This window comes from Halorubrum sp. Ib24 (assembly GCF_002252745.1).
Taxonomy (GTDB): Archaea; Halobacteriota; Halobacteria; order Halobacteriales; family Haloferacaceae; genus Halorubrum.
In genome coordinates this window covers 66192-84266 of the sequence record NZ_NHOX01000045.1, presented here as the reverse complement: position 1 = coordinate 84266, position 18075 = coordinate 66192, and the positions used below count along the sequence as shown (strand labels likewise).

15 protein-coding genes are annotated in these 18075 nt (G+C 53.1%); 10 read left to right on the top strand and 5 right to left on the bottom strand.

What is annotated here, in order from left to right; genetic code table 11:
* Positions 1–244: 244 nt before the first annotated feature.
* Positions 245–676 carry a hypothetical protein gene (locus DJ82_RS14685; RefSeq protein WP_143420589.1) on the top strand — a complete coding sequence of 144 codons (432 nt, stop codon included), beginning with the start codon at positions 245–247 and terminating at the stop codon, positions 674–676.
* Between the two features lie 735 nt (positions 677–1411).
* On the opposite strand, the gene DJ82_RS13800 is transcribed toward DJ82_RS14685, so the two are convergent.
* Positions 1412–2644: a PQQ-binding-like beta-propeller repeat protein gene (locus tag DJ82_RS13800; RefSeq protein WP_094582089.1), complete on the bottom strand. Its 1233-nt coding sequence runs from the start codon at positions 2642–2644 to the stop codon at positions 1412–1414.
* Between the two features lie 319 nt (positions 2645–2963).
* Between DJ82_RS13800 and DJ82_RS13795 the strand changes: the two genes are divergently transcribed.
* Positions 2964–6101: an ATP-dependent DNA helicase gene (locus DJ82_RS13795; protein ID WP_094582088.1), complete on the top strand. Its 3138-nt coding sequence runs from the start codon at positions 2964–2966 to the stop codon at positions 6099–6101.
* 400 nt (positions 6102–6501) lie between these two features.
* A complete protein-coding gene (locus DJ82_RS14675) occupies positions 6502–7728 on the top strand; it encodes a hypothetical protein (RefSeq protein WP_143420586.1) in 1227 nt (408 codons plus the stop codon).
* 42 nt (positions 7729–7770) lie between these two features.
* Here the strand turns inward: DJ82_RS14675 and DJ82_RS15750 are convergent, their stop codons facing one another.
* A complete protein-coding gene (locus DJ82_RS15750; protein WP_394338204.1) occupies positions 7771–8448 on the bottom strand; it encodes an endonuclease NucS domain-containing protein in 678 nt (225 codons plus the stop codon).
* A gap of 453 nt (positions 8449–8901) precedes the next feature.
* Between DJ82_RS15750 and DJ82_RS13785 the strand changes: the two genes are divergently transcribed.
* Positions 8902–9936, top strand: coding sequence for a metallophosphoesterase (locus tag DJ82_RS13785; protein WP_158217314.1), 1035 nt, complete (start codon positions 8902–8904; stop codon positions 9934–9936).
* 393 nt (positions 9937–10329) lie between these two features.
* Positions 10330–10512 (top strand): hypothetical protein, encoded by a 183-nt coding sequence (locus DJ82_RS14665; RefSeq protein WP_143420582.1) that lies wholly within the window; start codon positions 10330–10332, stop codon positions 10510–10512.
* 121 nt (positions 10513–10633) lie between these two features.
* Here the strand turns inward: DJ82_RS14665 and DJ82_RS13780 are convergent, their stop codons facing one another.
* Positions 10634–11293, bottom strand: a complete 660-nt coding sequence (locus DJ82_RS13780) for a queuosine precursor transporter (RefSeq protein ID WP_094582085.1) — start codon at positions 11291–11293, stop codon at positions 10634–10636.
* A 180-nt stretch (positions 11294–11473) separates the two neighbouring features.
* On the opposite strand from DJ82_RS13780, the gene DJ82_RS13775 reads away from it, so the two are divergent.
* The 5 genes from DJ82_RS13775 to DJ82_RS13760 all read left to right on the top strand — a co-directional run bounded on the left by DJ82_RS13775 (position 11474) and on the right by DJ82_RS13760 (position 15467).
* Positions 11474–11935 (top strand): 6-pyruvoyl tetrahydropterin synthase family protein, encoded by a 462-nt coding sequence (locus DJ82_RS13775; RefSeq protein WP_094582084.1) that lies wholly within the window; start codon positions 11474–11476, stop codon positions 11933–11935.
* On the top strand, positions 11935–12711 hold the full coding sequence (locus DJ82_RS13770; protein ID WP_094582083.1) for a 7-carboxy-7-deazaguanine synthase QueE: 777 nt from the start codon (positions 11935–11937) through the stop codon (positions 12709–12711). The genes DJ82_RS13775 and DJ82_RS13770 overlap by 1 nt, the downstream gene beginning before the upstream one ends.
* 111 nt (positions 12712–12822) lie before the next feature.
* Positions 12823–13512, top strand: coding sequence for a 7-cyano-7-deazaguanine synthase QueC (gene queC / locus DJ82_RS13765; RefSeq protein ID WP_094582082.1), 690 nt, complete (start codon positions 12823–12825; stop codon positions 13510–13512).
* A gap of 339 nt (positions 13513–13851) precedes the next feature.
* Positions 13852–14736 carry a GIY-YIG nuclease family protein gene (locus DJ82_RS14660; protein ID WP_143420580.1) on the top strand — a complete coding sequence of 295 codons (885 nt, stop codon included), beginning with the start codon at positions 13852–13854 and terminating at the stop codon, positions 14734–14736.
* 140 nt (positions 14737–14876) lie between these two features.
* Positions 14877–15467 carry a hypothetical protein gene (locus DJ82_RS13760; protein ID WP_094582081.1) on the top strand — a complete coding sequence of 197 codons (591 nt, stop codon included), beginning with the start codon at positions 14877–14879 and terminating at the stop codon, positions 15465–15467.
* Here the strand turns inward: DJ82_RS13760 and DJ82_RS15600 are convergent.
* Both DJ82_RS15600 and DJ82_RS13750 read right to left on the bottom strand, forming a co-directional pair.
* Positions 15437–15769, bottom strand: a complete 333-nt coding sequence (locus DJ82_RS15600; RefSeq protein WP_094582080.1) for a pentapeptide repeat-containing protein — start codon at positions 15767–15769, stop codon at positions 15437–15439. The genes DJ82_RS13760 and DJ82_RS15600 overlap by 31 nt on opposite strands.
* 119 nt (positions 15770–15888) lie before the next feature.
* Positions 15889–18075, bottom strand: a complete 2187-nt coding sequence (locus tag DJ82_RS13750; RefSeq protein WP_094582079.1) for a type B DNA-directed DNA polymerase — start codon at positions 18073–18075, stop codon at positions 15889–15891.

The window sequence follows — 18075 nt, the reverse complement described above, 5'->3', positions numbered from 1 at the left end:
ACATCTGCTCTGTTGAAATGATATTCTTCAGACATATTATTTCCTGAAACAGCCGGTCAATGAGAACTGCGTATTGACCGCTGGCACTTCTGTCAGAATTGGCTGATGTTCAGAGTCGCGTGCGAAATACAAGGGGCGAGTCAGGCACCAGATCGGATTTCGCATTCCTGCGAGAGGTGAGACAGGGCGTACTCAAGTACATTGACTGACAAGATTCATTGAGTGTGATGTCCACACACATAATATGCTCTCACAGTCAATTATCAATATAAGTACAATTTTGAATTACCTGATTGCAACATTAATCTCACTAACCGCTGGTATTATTCTATTTTTGTTCCGGCAGCGTTGGAGAGCGGATAAACTACGATCTATATTCATAGCCGACTTAGAACATACTGAGCCTCAGCCTAACATTGCACAGGAAAGCAAAGATGTGTACCTTTATGACTCAGTAATGAGGGCAAACGCCGGTAAATTAGGTCTTCTTTCAAACGATGAGCGCCAGTCGGTTATTGAGGCATATGCTAAATTAAGGAGAGCAAGAGAAGGAATTGCTTCTGGAGTGGTTTCTGAAAACAGTGCTAATGGAAAAAATTTTGATCTAATAGATGATGCGGACAGAGCAATGGAGGATGCAGTAACAAAATTAAAACAAAATCAAGGCCTGTTCTAAAAGTCATCTAGACGACAATACCGAGCGCGGTGTCGTCTTCAGAGTGGGTGTACTGACTGCAACCGGGGCAGAAAATATCACTTATTGAGGATTTCAATAGAGCCGAATATCTACAAATTCCCATTCAGCAATTCATTCTTACTACTGGACAATTCGTTTTCAAGTGGGCTTTTAGGTGGCCTTCCAATAAGCCTCGCATCCTTGCCACCAAGAAACTCATATCGCACTACATCTCCGACATACTCTGAATCGATTGGTCCAAGATTGAGATAACTTTTTTTGAAACTGATCAGCCCATTTCCATTATTAGAGATTCGTTTAACGCGATCAGTGTAGATCTCCCCTTTTTCGAGGTTTTGAGGTGTTCGCTCCTTTCGAGACATGGTTACGCCTCTCTGATCATCTATTTATTATTTGGGTAATAGGTAGAATAGTAATTGTCAAATGAATATGTTTCATGGATTTATGACCAACCGTCTCTGTTGAAATCCTCTTCTTCAGATATAAAGTGTGGTGAAACAGCCGATTGTTGAAGAATGCAAATGAAGCGGTGAAACCATCGTGAGTTGGTTTCAAGAACCGTGCCTCATAGCGGAACTGAATGACTGGATGATGCGTGCGATAGAGGTTCCCGAAAGCTGGCTCTGTCAGGAAAACAACAGGGGGGAGCGGGAGGTACTGCGTACCAACGGATCCGTCTCTTAGGTCTCGACCATGAGTGCAGAACTGCGCTGCTCACATGCCAATCGCATAGATATCACCTACTGCGGTTCCGAGAAAGACACCGTCATTTGTAACGACTGGTTCACACGAGATGGCGCGTTTTCTCTCGTGCCCAACGGCACCTTCTTCGACTGTTTGCTCCCAGAGGTACGTCCCGTCTGTCAGATCCAGACACACTGCACGATCACCCGGCACGAGAAGTGTTTCACCGGCAACCACTGGCGCACTGCCCAGCGTATTCTCACTGAGGGTTCCTGTCCACTGCTCCGATCCGTCGTCACTATCGAGGATCGTGATCTCGTTCATCGCGGGAACGTACACAGACTCGGCAGTTGCTGCGACTGATGCACTTACACTCATGTCCACGCCCCACTCTTCTGTGCCGTCAGCCGCATCGAGTGCATACACCCGCTGAGCGAAACTAGAGGGGATGTAAACCGTCCCATCGACGACTGTCGGCGGTAATCGCATCCGGTCCTGTGCCGAAAATTCCCAGCGTGTCTCACCTGTTTCTGTATCGAGTGCGTACACGATACCGTCGTTACCACCACCGACGTAGACTGTCCCATCGGCAACTGCTGGCGTCGGTGGCATCTGTGCCGTTGGAAACCGCCAGCGGACATCTCCATCAACGGTATCGACGGCGATGATCGCCCCTCCCCGAGACTCGCGTTCTTCGAGGACGGAGAGATACACCGTCTCCTCAACAAGAGTCGGGCTTGACGTAACCGAGACGATCGAATCCAGTCGCCATCGCTCGCTCCCATCTGTCAGGTCGAGTGCGCTGAGGCCACTCCCATTTTTTTGGTTCGAGGAGACGTATGCAGTATCAGCTGAGAGGGCGGGCGTGACTGCACGAGTACCGTCGCCATCCCCTGTCTCTGTGCGCCAGTGTTCGGTCCCGCCACTTGGATCGAGCGAATGGACTGCCTCTCGCGTTGCTACAAGTAACTGATCGTCACGGGCTGCAAGGCCGTCGATCATCTCCTCGTTCGAGCCTAACTCGTCTCGGCGTACTCGCCAACGTAGAGACCCATCCGTCGGCGGTCCCCGCCCTGTCACACTCGTGTTTTGCGCATCGTACTGGAACTGTTGCGGTTCGGTCGCGGGCTGTCCCGAAGGAGGGAGATCACCGAGCGAGCTTGACGTAGATCTGTTGGTTCCAGTGGTGAGACAGCCAACTAGGCCAACAGCGGCTGTAGAACTCAAGGCGAGCGCAGAGCGCCGGGTAAGCTGGTCTATCATCAGCTTCTTGAACTATTCCTGAAAATGTGGGCCACCCTCATTATTCTGTTGAGGAGTAAAAGAGCGATCCGTGAGTACCCTGTACTGACCGGATCAGTCCAAAACATGTCTCCTGCTGAGGATTTCAACAGAGCCAGAACACCGTGTACTGGCCGAGTAAACTGAATCAATTAGTATCAATCTGGTTTGTTGAATCCGATGGCAGCACGGAGATGTTCTCTTCAAATGAACGAGAGCTAATTGTTCCATTCTGTGGATCGCTTTTGAGAACTCATTCGCTACACTACTACTTTGTAACTGGAGTGAATTTAACAATCTAATGACTATCCCTCCGCTTACTGAGTCCAATTTTGTTTCCCGCCTTGAAGAGGCCAATCGAGAGAGATTTGACGACCCGGATTGGGAGTTCAACGACCCACAAGAACAAGCTATTCGGCATGGAAGCGGTCCGTTACACGTTACGGCCGGCCCGGGAAGTGGGAAAACGGAAGTCCTGATTTGCCGTACGCTAAAACTGTTGTTAGTCGACGAAGTCCAACCTCGGAGTATTCTTTTAACTACGTTCACAGAGAAAGCAGCCCAGAACTTGGAAGAGCGAATCGCAGACCGACTCGCCCGGCTCGGTTTCGAGAATGCCGTTGACGTGAACAAAATCCGAACCGGAACGCTGCACTCGCTCTGTAAAGACATCATGCAGGAGTATCGATATGAGGATTACTCTAACGTTGAACTGCTCGATGGGGATGCACAGCAACTCTTCATGTACGATCACTGTGACTTCATTTCAGTTCTCCGAGAAGCCGGTGACGCGGAGGATTGGGACGCCCTTTCAGATGACGAGATAGACGAGGTCTGGGAGTCCTTCAACCCATTACGACTTCCGTGGCACCAAGGATATCCACCGAACAAATGGGGTGCGACGGAACTAGCAGCAGAGATTTTCAATCGGCTTTCACAGTACCGTACCGATGCGACCGAGTTGGCAACGTCAGATGATCCAGCATGGCGAGCTGCTGCTGAGGGATTTGAACGATACCGAGACACGCTCAGAGAGTATCGTCGGTGTGACTTCGCTAGGCTCCTTGAGCGGTTCATTGATTTCATCGGCAGCGAGAGTGGTCAGCGGTTCATCGATGGTGAACCTGAGCGCGAACGTCCGCCTCTTGAGCACATCCTTGTAGACGAGTATCAGGACACAAATCCTCTTCAACAGGAACTCTACTTCGAGCTCGCCGATCGGCTCGATCAGCCAAACGTCACCGTGGTCGGTGACGACGACCAAGCACTGTACCGTTTTCGTGGTGGAACCGTCGAATGTCTCATCCGTTTCCCGGATCGGTTCGAGCGAAGGCTCGGAACGTCAGTCGAAACCCTCCAACTGCGGACGAACTACCGCTCGACAGATGACATCGTCTCGTGGTGTAACCGCTACATCGGAGAATATCCACTAATGAATCAGGAGAACGCGCGTGCACCCGGCAAACAGTCGATGTTGGTCGGCCGCTCCGATACGGACTCGACGACTAGTGTTCGGCTGTTAGAAGCGCAGAATACATCGACGACGGCAGGCCGTGCAGCTGATCTCGTGAAACAGATGTACGAGGAGGAGTATATCGAGGACTATAGTCAAGTCGCGTTCTTGTTCAAGAGTACGAAAGAGAACGATAAGTGGGCAGGCCAGTACGTCAAGGCACTTCGTGAGCGGGACATCCCCGTCTACAATCCGCGGAATAAGGCGTTCCTCGACCATCCTGAGGTTAGATTTGCTCTCGGCTCCGTCATTCGGTGTATCGATCCCGCGTTCGAGGGGGCTGACGCAGGTAATGTTCAGGTCCGCGGTGGCGTTAGAGATCAGATCGAAGACTGGGCACACGCAGTCGATGACTACGTCGACGAGTACGATGCAACCGAACTCGATGAGTTCATAGAGAGTCAACAACGGGAGCTTCGAGAGACAGATGAAGAGGAGTCGTTTGGATACACACTTCTCGAGTTACTGTATCAGGTCCTCTCGTTCGAACCCTTCCAAAGCTGGATCGAAGAGTCGGAACGTCCCGACAGAGGGCGACGGCTCGGACAACTCACGAACCTATTCGATTCGTTCGCGAGTGTAAGCGGTGCTGGATATCTGTACAAGTCGTCGTGGACCGAGTCGGTCTCAACACGATTTCTTGGATCGTTCTACTACACGTTCTGTGGGTATCTCGACGCCTCAGATTTCGACGAACCGGAAGATCCTCACGACCAGCTCCCTGCCGGGTTTGTCCAAGTGATGACGACACACCAAGCGAAGGGGCTGGAGTTCCCTGTCGTCTTTGCGTGTGACCTTGATTCGGAGCCATGGATGAGCGGCACGTATTGGCTGGAGAACGAACTCATGCCTTACGCCGACATCCAACCAACGGGAGACGGTGAAAGTCGGGCTAAACGAGACGAGATACGGCGTTTTTACGTCTCATACTCGCGGGCAGAAGAGGATCTGGTCCTTCTGGGATCCGAGGACTCCACGACTGAGCTCTCACTCGGATACGATAAGTCGGGTGCTCCGCTCACTGAGGAGTGGTTCTCCAACGAGCGCAAGCTCGAAACAGCGGACGACTTCTTCGCGAGCGCTAACGAGAGCGTCGGTCCACTTGATGAGACTGATCTGAAGCGACGGTACAGTATCACGGGTGACGTGCTGGCGTATCGACGGTGCCGACGGCAATACGGGTACTATAATGAACTTGGATTCACTCCGAATCACGTTACACAGCTGTTTTTCGGTCGTGTCGTTCACGAAACGCTCGATACCGCACACCGTCACTATGCTGGTGAACTTTCCGGAGTGGACGGTGGAAATGTGCCATCGGATGACGAGATGGCCGAGTACTTCGGCGAAGTCGCAGAGGCACTGAAAGCTCGGAACATCTATCCGATGAGCGAAGAGGCTGAGGAGACTGCCCTCAAGTACATTCAACGGTTTAACCGCCGTGAGGGGGACTGGCTGTATCCGCGTGTCGTTGATACGGAGTATCGGCTTCAGAGCAATCGTGATGAGTTCATCATCGAAGGGGTCGTAGACGTGTTGGCAGGTGACGGGGATGCCCACGAGATCTGGGATTACAAAGCCGGACAACGTCCGACTGGCGAGGAACTAGAAGACTATCGAGCGCAGTTGTTTACTTACGCTGAGCTATATCGATACCGGAGTGGCGAGTATCCGGAACGCGGCGTCATCTATTTCCTCGGCGAGGAATCTCGTGACAGTGCGATCTTCGAGATCAAGTTCGAGGAAGGCAATGTCGAAGGGGCGATCGGTGAATTCGAACGGACGGTGAAAGAGATCGAATCCGCTCGTGAGTCCGATGATTGGTTCGACATCACGGAAGCCGAGCGACCCTCGGAGGGTACGTGTGCCGAGTGTGACGTCCGATGGAACTGCCCAGCACGGCCCGAGTTCCATGGAACACAGTAATAAAATTCTGTTTAACTGAGTCGACGCTGACGTTCTGCCCAAAACATCAATTCATCTAGCATTTCTACTGGTACATCTCCAAAGAGGAAACCAAATCGATTACCGAGATTTTGCCAACTCAGTTTGTTGAACGTTCCTTCGGAATACGACCCTTCCTCTATCGCATCTTCCCAGCCCCGATGGAACGTACGCTCTCGGTCCTTGTCGAGAGGCTTCCGTTTGTCCGTCTCATACATCAGCAGGGCATCATTAGAGACCATGATTCAGGTGTCACTTCGATTGCTAATAAATCCCACTCGGTATTGGGAGAGACATAACTCATCACAGAAGACAAGGCTCCAATTTGTCAGAACCTCCTGACCCCAATCATTATCCTCCGTCGAGATCGTCGGAGAGGTAGATGATCGAACCGCTCGTACTGGCGGCAGCGAAAGATTATCTCGTCACCGACAGTACGGAGCACGGTTACGCAATCGTCGATGCACAGTTTCTCGCAAACCAATGGGGAGGGACTGAGGTCAACGACGAAACCATCGAGAGACTCTCACCGATTAACGCGCTGAACCTCTCAGCAGGACGTCCGGATGCACTCGTGGCCGCACCGAACCCGAACGCGTTTGAAACGAGTACGGAACAGGTTCTCGCTCCGTTGTTGTCCGTTATCGAAGCGAAAGGCCACTCCGGTGGTTCCGTTAACGTCGCAGAGGCAATCACACAGGCACACGCACATCTCGACGAGGTCAACCTCGGATTCGCAGCTGTCCCGAAGAACAGCGTGGAACCGATCCACCGTCGTTTAGCTGGAGAACTCGATGTCGGACTCCTCATGATCGATGCGACTGGAGATGTCGAGGTCACCAAGAAACCACGAGCGGTTGGTGCCTCGACAACTCCCTCCACCGAGACGGTTCGATTCCATGCCCGGATCGGAGGTGACGTTCCGTCGAAACTGAAGAAGAACCACCCGAAAAACGCGCTCGGGTATGCGCTTGCAGTTGCTGCCGATGGCGACGCGAATAGGCTGTGCGAGGAGTACGTTATCGGGACAGCGTCCCATGCACGATTGGATGCGGAAGCACTAGGGCTAGTCGTAACCGCTGGTGCCGAACCGACACTTACACCGAAGGGAACAGAATCTGTTCGGACGCTCTCGTATTGCTATGGTGATCTGCTGGCCGCACTAGAGAAGGTCGACGAATATTATGGTTCCCGGGAGCGTCTGATCGACGCCGAGCCAGCAATGGGAATTGTAGCACGGGATGCGATCCTACAGTACCCACCGACACAGGAGTTGTTACACGTTTTAGACGATATCGCTGCAGAGGGATCTCAACAATTCCGCGTCGACCAAGTCGCAAAACAGCTCGCAAAACGCCGTCCGGAGTTCGCTATTGATTTGTTTCTCAGTACGGACCCTGAGACGCGACGTGCCGCTCTACGTGACCGAGAGATGCGGCTAGAGGTATTTGATCAAGAAGTAAATTACCATACAAATACGCTGTTCCAATATAAGGCAGTGCTCTTCCACACCGGTCTCCTTACATCCAGAGGGTTGGATAAACTCGAGGATTTGGACTTCTCGAAGGAAAATAAATCACAGATGTGGATCCCAGAGCGTAGTATGTGAAAACATAATTGAAGATACATTCAAGAGATGCAGACGTATTTCTCAATCGTGCCATTCATCAACGGAAGTTTGTCCCGGTGGTGTGGATCTTCGCTGATATTCTCCAAACTCAACCCATTCCAGATTCTGCTCCCGCAGTAGTCTCTCTACTGTCGCATCAATTGAGGGTGCGACCAGTATGCCTCTGACGTGTGATTCTGTTGACTCCCGAAAATACGAAACATATCGTTGCAGTTGATCGACATGAGGATATCTCGCAGTCGGTTGCTTTATCTCAATAACGACCGGATTGCCGTCGATATCTTTCGCAAAGAAATCGATTCGCCCATGCGGAATTTTTCGTTCGTGTTCTATAATTCGGAGTCCGTCTTCTATTGAGTCCGGGTTCGATTGTATCGCCCGATGCATTTGTTGCTCTGTTCGATTCTCTTGTAACGTAGCGTTATCTGTCAGACCTTGACGTACGGCACCTGATGCGTCAGTGATGTCCACCCGGATCGTCTCATGTTGATTCCTCGCACTATATATCCGGACACAGTCATCCAGAACAACCGTTTCTAGAGAACTTCGAACTCCCTGTGAAGCAACAGCGCGTGCGGACGTTGGGCGATGAACAACGACGGAGCCGTCCTTTTTACAAATAATTACTCGATCGCCTTCACCGATTGTACCCTCTCTATTACCAGTAAATTCGACTCTACAGGTGGCGTAGACAGTCACGAGATCATTGGCAGCATGTGCATTGGACACGAAGTCGGCTAGTTCTCTATACGACGGTGACTGAATTATTTGCACGCATCCACTTGTTCTCGTCTTTGCTACTAACTCATTCGGTGATCTGATACTTAGATCATTTACCTTCCTTTGAGGTGAGTTAGCCACTCTGTTGGCTGAATGAAGGCTTCCATCAAGAAATCTGACTGTACGACCCCTCGTGACGGAGCGCCTCCAGTCGGAGCAGGGATCACGAGCGTCGTTTACAGATAGACTGCGCCCGTTGGCTCCTACAAGGTGTGATATGAGCACAGAACCAGCTCCTGAGTTTACACTTGGAGGGTCTGACGAATCCCGAGGGAATGCCGGAGGGTTTCATCACATCAGATAATGTATATTATAGCAATTCTACTCACGTCTGTAGGATGATTTATTATTGACTACGTGCTGAGGGATTTCGTGCCAGCCACCGTCTATGAGGATCTCACGGATAGCGGAACACATCAGATCGTCATCCGGGTCCGATCCTGTAAACGTTCAAACGTCGAGAACCGGGCCTACGAACTCGACGTCGAGGATAGGAACGGGACGCGCTTTCGATTCGTCGTCTGGGAAAAGTCGAAGCATGGAAGCGAATATGACTGGCAGGTTGGTCATTGGTACGAACTCAGTGGCGTCACGGCGAACGTCTGGCCAAACGGAAAGATTCTGCACGGAGCGTCGAAACTCCGTATCGATCATCTTGGTTCCGAACGGAATTCACGAGAGGCGACGATTCTGTATCTCACCGACAGCCACCTTGGAAAGCAGATCCACACGTATGGAGGAAAGAGATGGTCAGTCACACCCGAGCGCGGGATCAAGGCCGCGATCGCGTCGGCAATTGAGCAACGGGTAGACGCCGTCGTCCATGGCGGAGATCTGTTCCACAATCCCGGAGATGGGATCAGTGAGGACGACATCGAGACATGCCGGAGAGAGCTGGTCAAACTCGCGAGTAACGGGATACCGTTCTACTTCATTTACGGAAATCATGAACGTGACGCCGGACGAAGAGTGATGGAGGAATTTATTGACAACGGACTCGCGCTCCACCTCGGTCCCCGATACGAACTTATCAATGACGCTGTCGCGATCTATGGTATCGACTATCGGACCAAGTGGAGCGACACGGTCGTCGATCTCGAACCGGCTTCCGAAGGGGTTGTAACGATACTTTGCGTTCACCAATCGGTAGAGGCCTTCTCTCCGACAAGCGAACCGGATTGTGATATTCGTGGAATACGTGACGCAAGTAATGTTCCACTTGATGTCATCATTTCCGGTCACATACATGCTCGAGATACGAAGCAGATTGGCGATACCTATGCGCTCTCCGGTGGTTCGACTACGCGGGTAGGATCCGAGCACGATGCCCTTCAACCAAGTGCCGAATTGCTGACCGTGATCGACGGAGAGATCAAAGTGACACGGCAAAAACTAGAGACAACCTAAGATAGCCTCTTTTGAGGGTTCATAGAACGGTTCTCATCGTCTACTACATTCTGTTTATTCGCTCAATAAGGGGAACTCACGTCCCGCTTAGCCGGACGAACTACTCGACACCTATGAAGACGTTTTGCAAGGTACAGTTGACTTACAAACTGAATCGATCAGCAATGTATCTTTTTTCCCAGTCTGTATTTTCGAGACTCGTCAAGGCCGAAATATAACCGAAATCACCACAGATTACCCAGAAAACATTTATAAATTGATAATATATTTCCCACAGATGGTGTGTGAGACAATAGACGGACCATTCGTTGATAACTTCGTATTCCAATTAGGGCAATGGTTGGTCTGCGAATTCCCTCAGTGGCTGAATAATCTACTTTCAGTGGTGGCAGTGTGACTGAGAACATCGGAACTCTGTTAGCCACCTTACTTGTAGGCGCACTGGTTGTAGTAGCGATCGTTCTTGCATTCTTAGGTTATGATCCAAGCGTAGCCGGAGATATATTCATTCCACTATTCCTAATTGCTGTATTTTTAGCTATCAGTGTCGGACTTTTCAAAACCGCTTTATCATGAAACAGTGCTGTCTGAGCGAAAGCACGGTGGGACATGCACGTCTACCGATTGACTGTTTCAGACAAAATATACGAGGAATAGGATTTCAACAGAGCCATTGATCCCAATGTCCGCCAAAAGATTAGCTGGGTTGTTTCACAACCTCTGTAACAGCGTAGAAGGGTAGTGTATCAAGAATTGCCACGAATAGTTTCACAATATACTGCCCGGTGACGATCGACACGAGCGCCCAGCCCCATGTTGGGTCCCCACCAAGCCCAAGTGCCGGAAAGATGGCGAAACCGAGCGTGATGAACACGATCGTATCCACCCCTTGACTGACTGCAGTGGAACCGCAGTTCCGGAGCCAACGATGACGGCCAGCAGTACGACTTTTTAGATTGGCGAATAATCGAACATCAAGATGTTGGGCGAACGCGAGCGCGACGACTGATGCGAGGATGATCGATGCGGAGCCTCCAAGCGTCGAAACGAACGCTTCTTGCCCACCGTAGAACGGAGCGGATGGCATCCAGATTGCGAGGAATACGAGCGCGTACGCGATGACGAGCGTGACGACAGTTCCGTTGACCACAGTCGCAGCGTACTCTTTCCCGTGATATTCGACGAGAAGGTCTGAAGCGAGGTACGCGACGCCGAACGCAACGAACCCGGCAGGGACGGCAACACCGCCAAGTCCCGGCAGTTCGATCCACGTGAGTTTCGCTGCAAGGACGTTTGCGAGGACAATTGAGCCGGCGAACACAGCGGTGAAGATCGCGCGAGTGTCCTCAGTCTCCATTAGCTATCACCACTGTCTGTGAACGTACAACTGCGTACGATGCTGTGTCGCGGCTCAGCTGGGGTGGGTACCGGTGGACAACGAGAGAGTCGACGGAGAGACGCTCGTGAGTGTTGGTGCTGTTCCATCGAGGGACTATCGAAACTCAATATTTATATATTCCCCGGATATTCTTCGAGTATGGCCCGAAGTATATCAAAAGACGAGTCCGAAGCAGATGTGCTTCAGGAAGCAGGCCAACGAACACTCCAAATCGGCGCAGACAACCCGATTCGGATCAGCTCGGGCCATCGAATCCTGCATCACGACGGGAAGTGCTCGCGGCCACACGGCCACAACTACGAGATCACCGTCGAAGTGACCGGCGAACTCACCGAGGAAGGGTGGGTCGTCGACAAGGGCGACGTCACAGACGTCATCGACGCGTGGGACCATCGGTTCCTCGTTGAGGAGGGCGATCCGCTCGTTGACGCGTTTGAGGCGTCCCGCGACGGCGACGCGCTCGTCGTTTTGGATCACCCACCGACGGCGGAGGTGATGAGCGTCCTGCTCGAACAACGCATGCTCGACGCGTTCCCAGACACCGTCTCAGACGTGTCGGTGTCGGTGAGCGAAACCGGCGAGCTCTGTGCGACCTACTAATGCCGGTCGCAAGTGACGTCGAGGAGCCCACAACGGACGCTGACGCGGCTGGTGAAGGGCTCCCGATCAACGAGGTGTTCTACTCGTTGCAGGGTGAGGGAACGCTTGCTGGCGTGCCCTCCGTCTTTGTGCGGACGTCTGGGTGTAACCTACGGTGTTGGTTCTGTGATTCGTACCACACGTCATGGGAGCCGACCGGAGCGTGGCGCGACGTCGACTCGATCGTGGAGGAAGTCCAGTCGCACGAGCAGGCTAGCCATGTTGTGCTGACGGGCGGGGAGCCGCTCATCCACGAGGAGTCCGTTGAGCTCCTCGAACGACTCGCTGCGGAAGGGTATCACACGACGGTGGAGACGAACGGGACGATTTACCGGGATGCGCCGATCGATCTGGCGAGTATCAGTCCGAAACTGGCGAGCAGCACGCCGACGCCGGATCGTGACCCGAAAGGCGACGGCGAATGGGAGGAGAAACACGAAGAGAATCGGATTGACATGGACGCGTTGTCCCGCATGGTGGATGCATACGAGACGCAACTGAAGTTCGTCGTGACGGATGAGTCGGATCTGCCGGAGATTACGGGGCTAGTTGAGCGGGTGAGGGCGGCGACGGCGACGACGGTGGCGGATGATGACGTGTTGTTGATGCCGGAAGGCATGACGCGGGAGCAACTCGACGGGACGCGGAGTGAAGTCGCCGAGTTAGCGATGGAACACGGGTATCGATACACGCCACGGCTACACGTGGACCTGTGGAATGACGCACCGGGTACATGAGAACTGCACCCAACATCTCAGACGAAGCAACGCGACGCCCACACCATGTTGGAGTCGTTGCACGCAGTGCGGTGAACAGAGTGAACACAGCTTTAGCGAGACTAACAACACATGAGTAACGATAGCGCAGTAATTCTGGTGTCTGGAGGGATGGATAGTGCGACGGCTGTATACGAGGCGATGGAGCAGGGGTACGAGCCGTACTTCCTGCACACGTCGTACGGTCAGCGTACGGAAGACAAGGAGTTCGAGTGCGCACAAGCACTCGCTGATGAGGTCGGTGCAGCTGACTTCCTCCATATTGAAACAGGTCACCTCGCTCAAATCGGTGCGTCGAGTCTGACGGACGAAGAGATGGACGTGGCTGATGCGGATCTTGAGAGTGACGAGATCCCGACATCGTACGTTCCCTTCCGGAATGCGAATCTGTTGTCGATGGCGACATCGTACGCGGAGGCGACTGATTCGGAGGCGCTGTTCATCGGCGCACATTCCGAGGACTTCTCCGGGTACCCTGACTGTCGCCCGGCCTTTTTCGACGCCTTTCAGAACGTAATCGATGTTGGCACGAAGCCGGAGACAGAGATCGAGTTGAAGGCCCCGTTCGTTGAGTGGTCAAAAACGGAGATTGCTGAACGTGGGTTAGAACTCGGTGTCCCGTACGAAACTACGTGGTCGTGTTACCGAGACGATGAGCCAGCGTGTGGAACATGCGACGCGTGTGCGTTCCGGCTCGAAGCGTTCCGGAACGCTGGATCACGCGATCCGATCACGTATGCAAAGCGTCCAGAGTTCTCGTAAGATTCGATTCAGACAATATAGAGAGGACAGTTCCCAATTATAGAGGAATCTCTATTGAAATCGAGAAAAGAATTTCTGGCTCTGTTGAAATACTAAATCAGTGATATGTTCTTGCGACTGTGCTGAATACAGAGGATAGATTTACCACTGTATTTTGCTGAGGATACGGCACAGTGATGATGTGGGCGTTCTATCGTCAGGGCCTACGAGTACGATTGAATCGGCTCTTCACTACTCCCTCCCACAGTTATCTCTAATTTAGTATTTGCAAAATATCACTTGATATTGTTTCCCGTTTGACTTTTCTACTCGGTGTGCGTGGTGTCATATGATTTCACAATGGGTAGCCCGAATGAACGGGTTCAGAGGTTGGCATCGCGGCCGAAGAGCGACCTGAAAGAATTGCTTTCGGAAGAACTGGGAGAATCGTACAACGGAGAGATTACGAACTCGCTTCGGAACGACTTCATGCGGGCATGCTGGGATCAATTAAATGTCGATAAGTCACCGTTCGTCAAGGTGCAGACGCACGAGAATTATTCTTCATCTTGGAGCAAGAAAAAGCAGCTTGCAACGGTATTGCGAATGGAGTTAACCGAACAGGTAGGCCGCCCAGAGCATGCTGGGATTACCAGTCTGAACAAACAGGTCCTCGCCGAACTCATCACGGCCATTCAACAAGGATCTTCGGATACCGAAACGCAGAGTGAGTGCGCCCGAGAGGCTTCAGGACCGCCAGTACGGGACTCGGTTCCTCCCCAACGATTCGAGGACCGACTCCCGGCTGAGAAATTCTATCAATATGCCCTCTATGAGTGGATTCTGTCCCATCGGTCCGAAACGGATGGTGAACATGGCGTCTATGTCCTTGATTGTACACCGCCTGTTTCGGGCGAAGAAGATTTTCGGGTGCAATCATTGCGTACAGAGGTTTGGGAGAAAGTGGATGCTGGGAACCGGTTATCAAAGCTTGAGCGGGCTGCAGACGCCCTAAATAACTCCGAGCGGTTGTACTATGTCGGGTATGCCAGTGATGTTCCCAAACGGATTCGGGAACACGTTGGAGGCGCGGCTTCAGGAGGTGCAAAGTTCACGAATATGTTTGTCCCACAGGCCCTCGTGGATGTGACATGGTTTGACATGGAAAGCAACGCGCGGGAATACGAACCTCGCCGTGCTGACGAACTCACGGTATCCGGTGAGTCGTTCGGCTACGCCGAGTGATCGAAAGTATTCTGTTTGGGCGTTCTATCGTCTCAGCCTACTTGTAGAGGATTCACGAGCGAAAGCGACGCACACGAATTTATTCCGATAGGAATGCGACAAGATACTTACCCGACCAGTCAGAATTTTCTGCTAAGAAAATGGACCAATTGAAGGAAGGATACCGACGGCTTCGATATCAATCTGAATTGGAAGACGAGTTAGAGGATACCTTGGTTGGGAAAGAGTTCTGTCTGCCAATATTTGAAACCGAGCAGAAGCAACTGCTCCGTCAAAGATCAGACTATGAGGAACTACTTTTCGATCTGTATGGAAACCCAGTACAGGCGGACTTGGAGATTGCTCATGAGAAGATTTCGTACCAGATCAGCGAGGTCACAGTCAAAGAGAAGACAGGGGTACTGTACAAGCTGAACCGGTTGCTGGGGAGAAGTGGTTTTCAGGGCTGGCTGGAAATCGAATTGGACTTTGGAGAGGAGGAACTGCAGTATCTCGACTTCCACAAACATCCGCTCTATGAGGATTTAGACGCCAGACTCGATTATTACGGCCACCACTCCAAGTTGACTATTCATTACGAATTCAAGGACTTGGAAGCTATTGGTGAGTTGCTATTCCGGTTCAACCGGATCCTTGCTACTTGCTGGTCGGCCCCTGACACGATTCCAGAACTACGTGAAGAGACTCAGAAATGGGAGGTCTACAACCAGTTCAAGGAGAAGGCGCGTTGACCGTTCAGGTGTTCGTTCCGAGTTGGTCTTCGAAATACAGGTAAAACACAGTCCCGAGACCGAGTCCAAGAGCGGTAAGATAGATTCGCATCTGTCAGATCAGATCTAAGAAGACTCGCTCCGTGGAAAACGGCATTTCTGAGGTTGGCATCGGTGAGATCAGCATCTCCGAGGTCGGCACCAGCAAGATTAGCCTCTCTGAGGTTGGCACCAGCAAGATCAGCCCTTCCGAGGTCTTTCCCACGCAGGTTAGCGCTTGGTCCAATATCGTCTGGATCCACGTCCTCATTTGGAATCCGCATACATCGCTCTTTATCTGCAACGACTAATTGATACGGTGATGGACATGCGCTCTGTATCTCGCACGCCGGTCCTATCAGCTCTTGAGATTTCAACAGAGCTGGGTCTCAGTTATTTGTCTTCAATATCCCGCTAATGTCTCGTCGCGCGCGCCGTCGAGGTACTGCTTGATCTTCCCTTCGCGCCACCCTACAGGGGCTAACACGCTCTCGACGGCGCGCACGGCCGCCTCTTCGTACCATCTGGCATCATAGCGTCCGAACTCCTCAAACTCCAGTCGGACACGTCCAGCGCCGCGTGCGTCTGCATCAACCACAACGTATCGGACGGTCTGCCCCGGTGCCACCCCCGCGCCCTCAATCTGCGTCCGTTTCAGTGCGGCCACAGTAAGCGTCTCCATTGAGTAGTCGTCCACGTCCTTCGACAAGCGATTGTCGACAACGAGTTTGCTGGGATCGACCTCGCCCCCACGCAGCTCCTGAAGCCGTCGCCGAAGCACGTCACACACCGCCTCCGGCGATCGTGTCTCGTCGAACACACGGAGTGCGTCGTTCTGGACATCCTCCACCCACGCCGGCGTTGAGCGCTGTCGTCCCTCGATGCCGCGCGTCTTGATCGCGTCGCCGAGTCCAACCTCTGGATACTCTTCTCCACGTCGCTTCCCGAAGTACCGGGTCAACGCGCCCGACTCCGAGTTTCGCATTGGACAGAACGCCACCCAGTCGAATGCGCACTCGTACTCCAACTCGATCCCGGCCGCTTCAGTTATTTCCTCAGCAACCTCTTCTAGCGGACGCTGCTGGCGATTGTCTACGGGTGTCACCCAGATCGAATCAACGATCCCGTGGACGACGTGCCACCCAGCTTCTTCGAGGGCAGCTTTTGCGTTGAGGAGGATCTCGCGAGCGTAAGCGTTGATCGCTTCATGACACTCGATGCGTCCGAACTTGGCGTTACTGAATCCCTGATACCCGAAGCAGGACACGAGGATCCACTTGATCGCCGAGGAGGCAGCTTCCAACCGCTTCCGCTCGTCGCCGTCGGTATTTGGAATCTGGTCTTTGATGTTGCTCCGCGCGTCGATAAGCGGCCCGAGCACGTCGGGTAGATACCCGTCATGCTCGCAGATTGAGTATTCGAGCCCCGGCACATCGTCGGTATCACAACATCCGCATCGAACGGTCTCAGGCGAAATATTTCGCGTCCGGATGATGTTGGGGTACAACGACGCGAAGTCGAGTTCGTGAACGTCCTCGTGGACGCCGACGTCGGGGGCGAAGGTCGTCCCACCGCGGTCGGCGTCATCGAGCGTTGATGCCGTTTTGAACAGTTCCGGGCGCCACGCCCGCCATGGAACGAGCACGTCACGGCTCCGGGCCTCTCGGATCTGCATGGCCGTCAACACCCGGCCGATAGACGCCCATCCGAGCTCTTCCAGCGGCAACCCGGAGCGCGCAACGAGGTCGAGGCATCCATCCAGTCCCGACTCGTGATAGAAGAATGAGTTCGACTCGTCGATGATGACGCGCCCGGGAACGGTGTACCGGGCCGGCGAGTGGCCGACGTTCCCGTACGAAGTGTACGTCGACTCGCTAGCGAGTTTGGTGTACCCCGGCCGCCGTCCGAGTTCAAGATCGATGCCATACGCATCGGCTGCCTCGAACAGTAATGGGACGAGGTCAGCGGTCGACATGACCAGCACGTCCGGGTCGCGCTTGTCGATAGCCTGCTGGACGCCCGCGACAACTTCGCGCGGTGACGACCCAACCCGCTCGTCCTCGAGAGTGAGTTGCGGTAACGACTCAATCCCCGATTCATGACTGGGGAACTCGAGGTGCAGCGTCCGGAGATAACGGACCGAGCGGTCGGGCCCGGCCGGCGTGTCTGTTTCAAGACAGTATCGTAGTTGGCGCGTGAAATCAACGTTGTAGCAGGTGTATACATCCGGCTTGGCGAACTGGCGGATCCGCTTCGCGATCGTCCGGACAGCCTCGATCGACGTGGCGTCGATGCGGAGGAGTGGCCGTGCTTCTGTCCGGAATGTCTGGCGGTGTGCCTCCACATCCAGTTCGGCGACCGCTTTCTGTCCGTCAAGGAATGACTGGAGTTCGGTCAGTGCGTCTGAGAGTCCGTCGCGAGGTGGTGGTGTCGGCTCGGGACCGCCGGCTTGTCCATAGAGGTCACTTGCCTCGTCTCCAACGAAGAACCTCGGCCGATACTCCTCGTGGATTTTCCGAACGACTCCGTCCGTTGTAAGCGCCCACGTGGCAACGCGACCATCCTCAAGATAATCTAGCGTGAGGGTCAC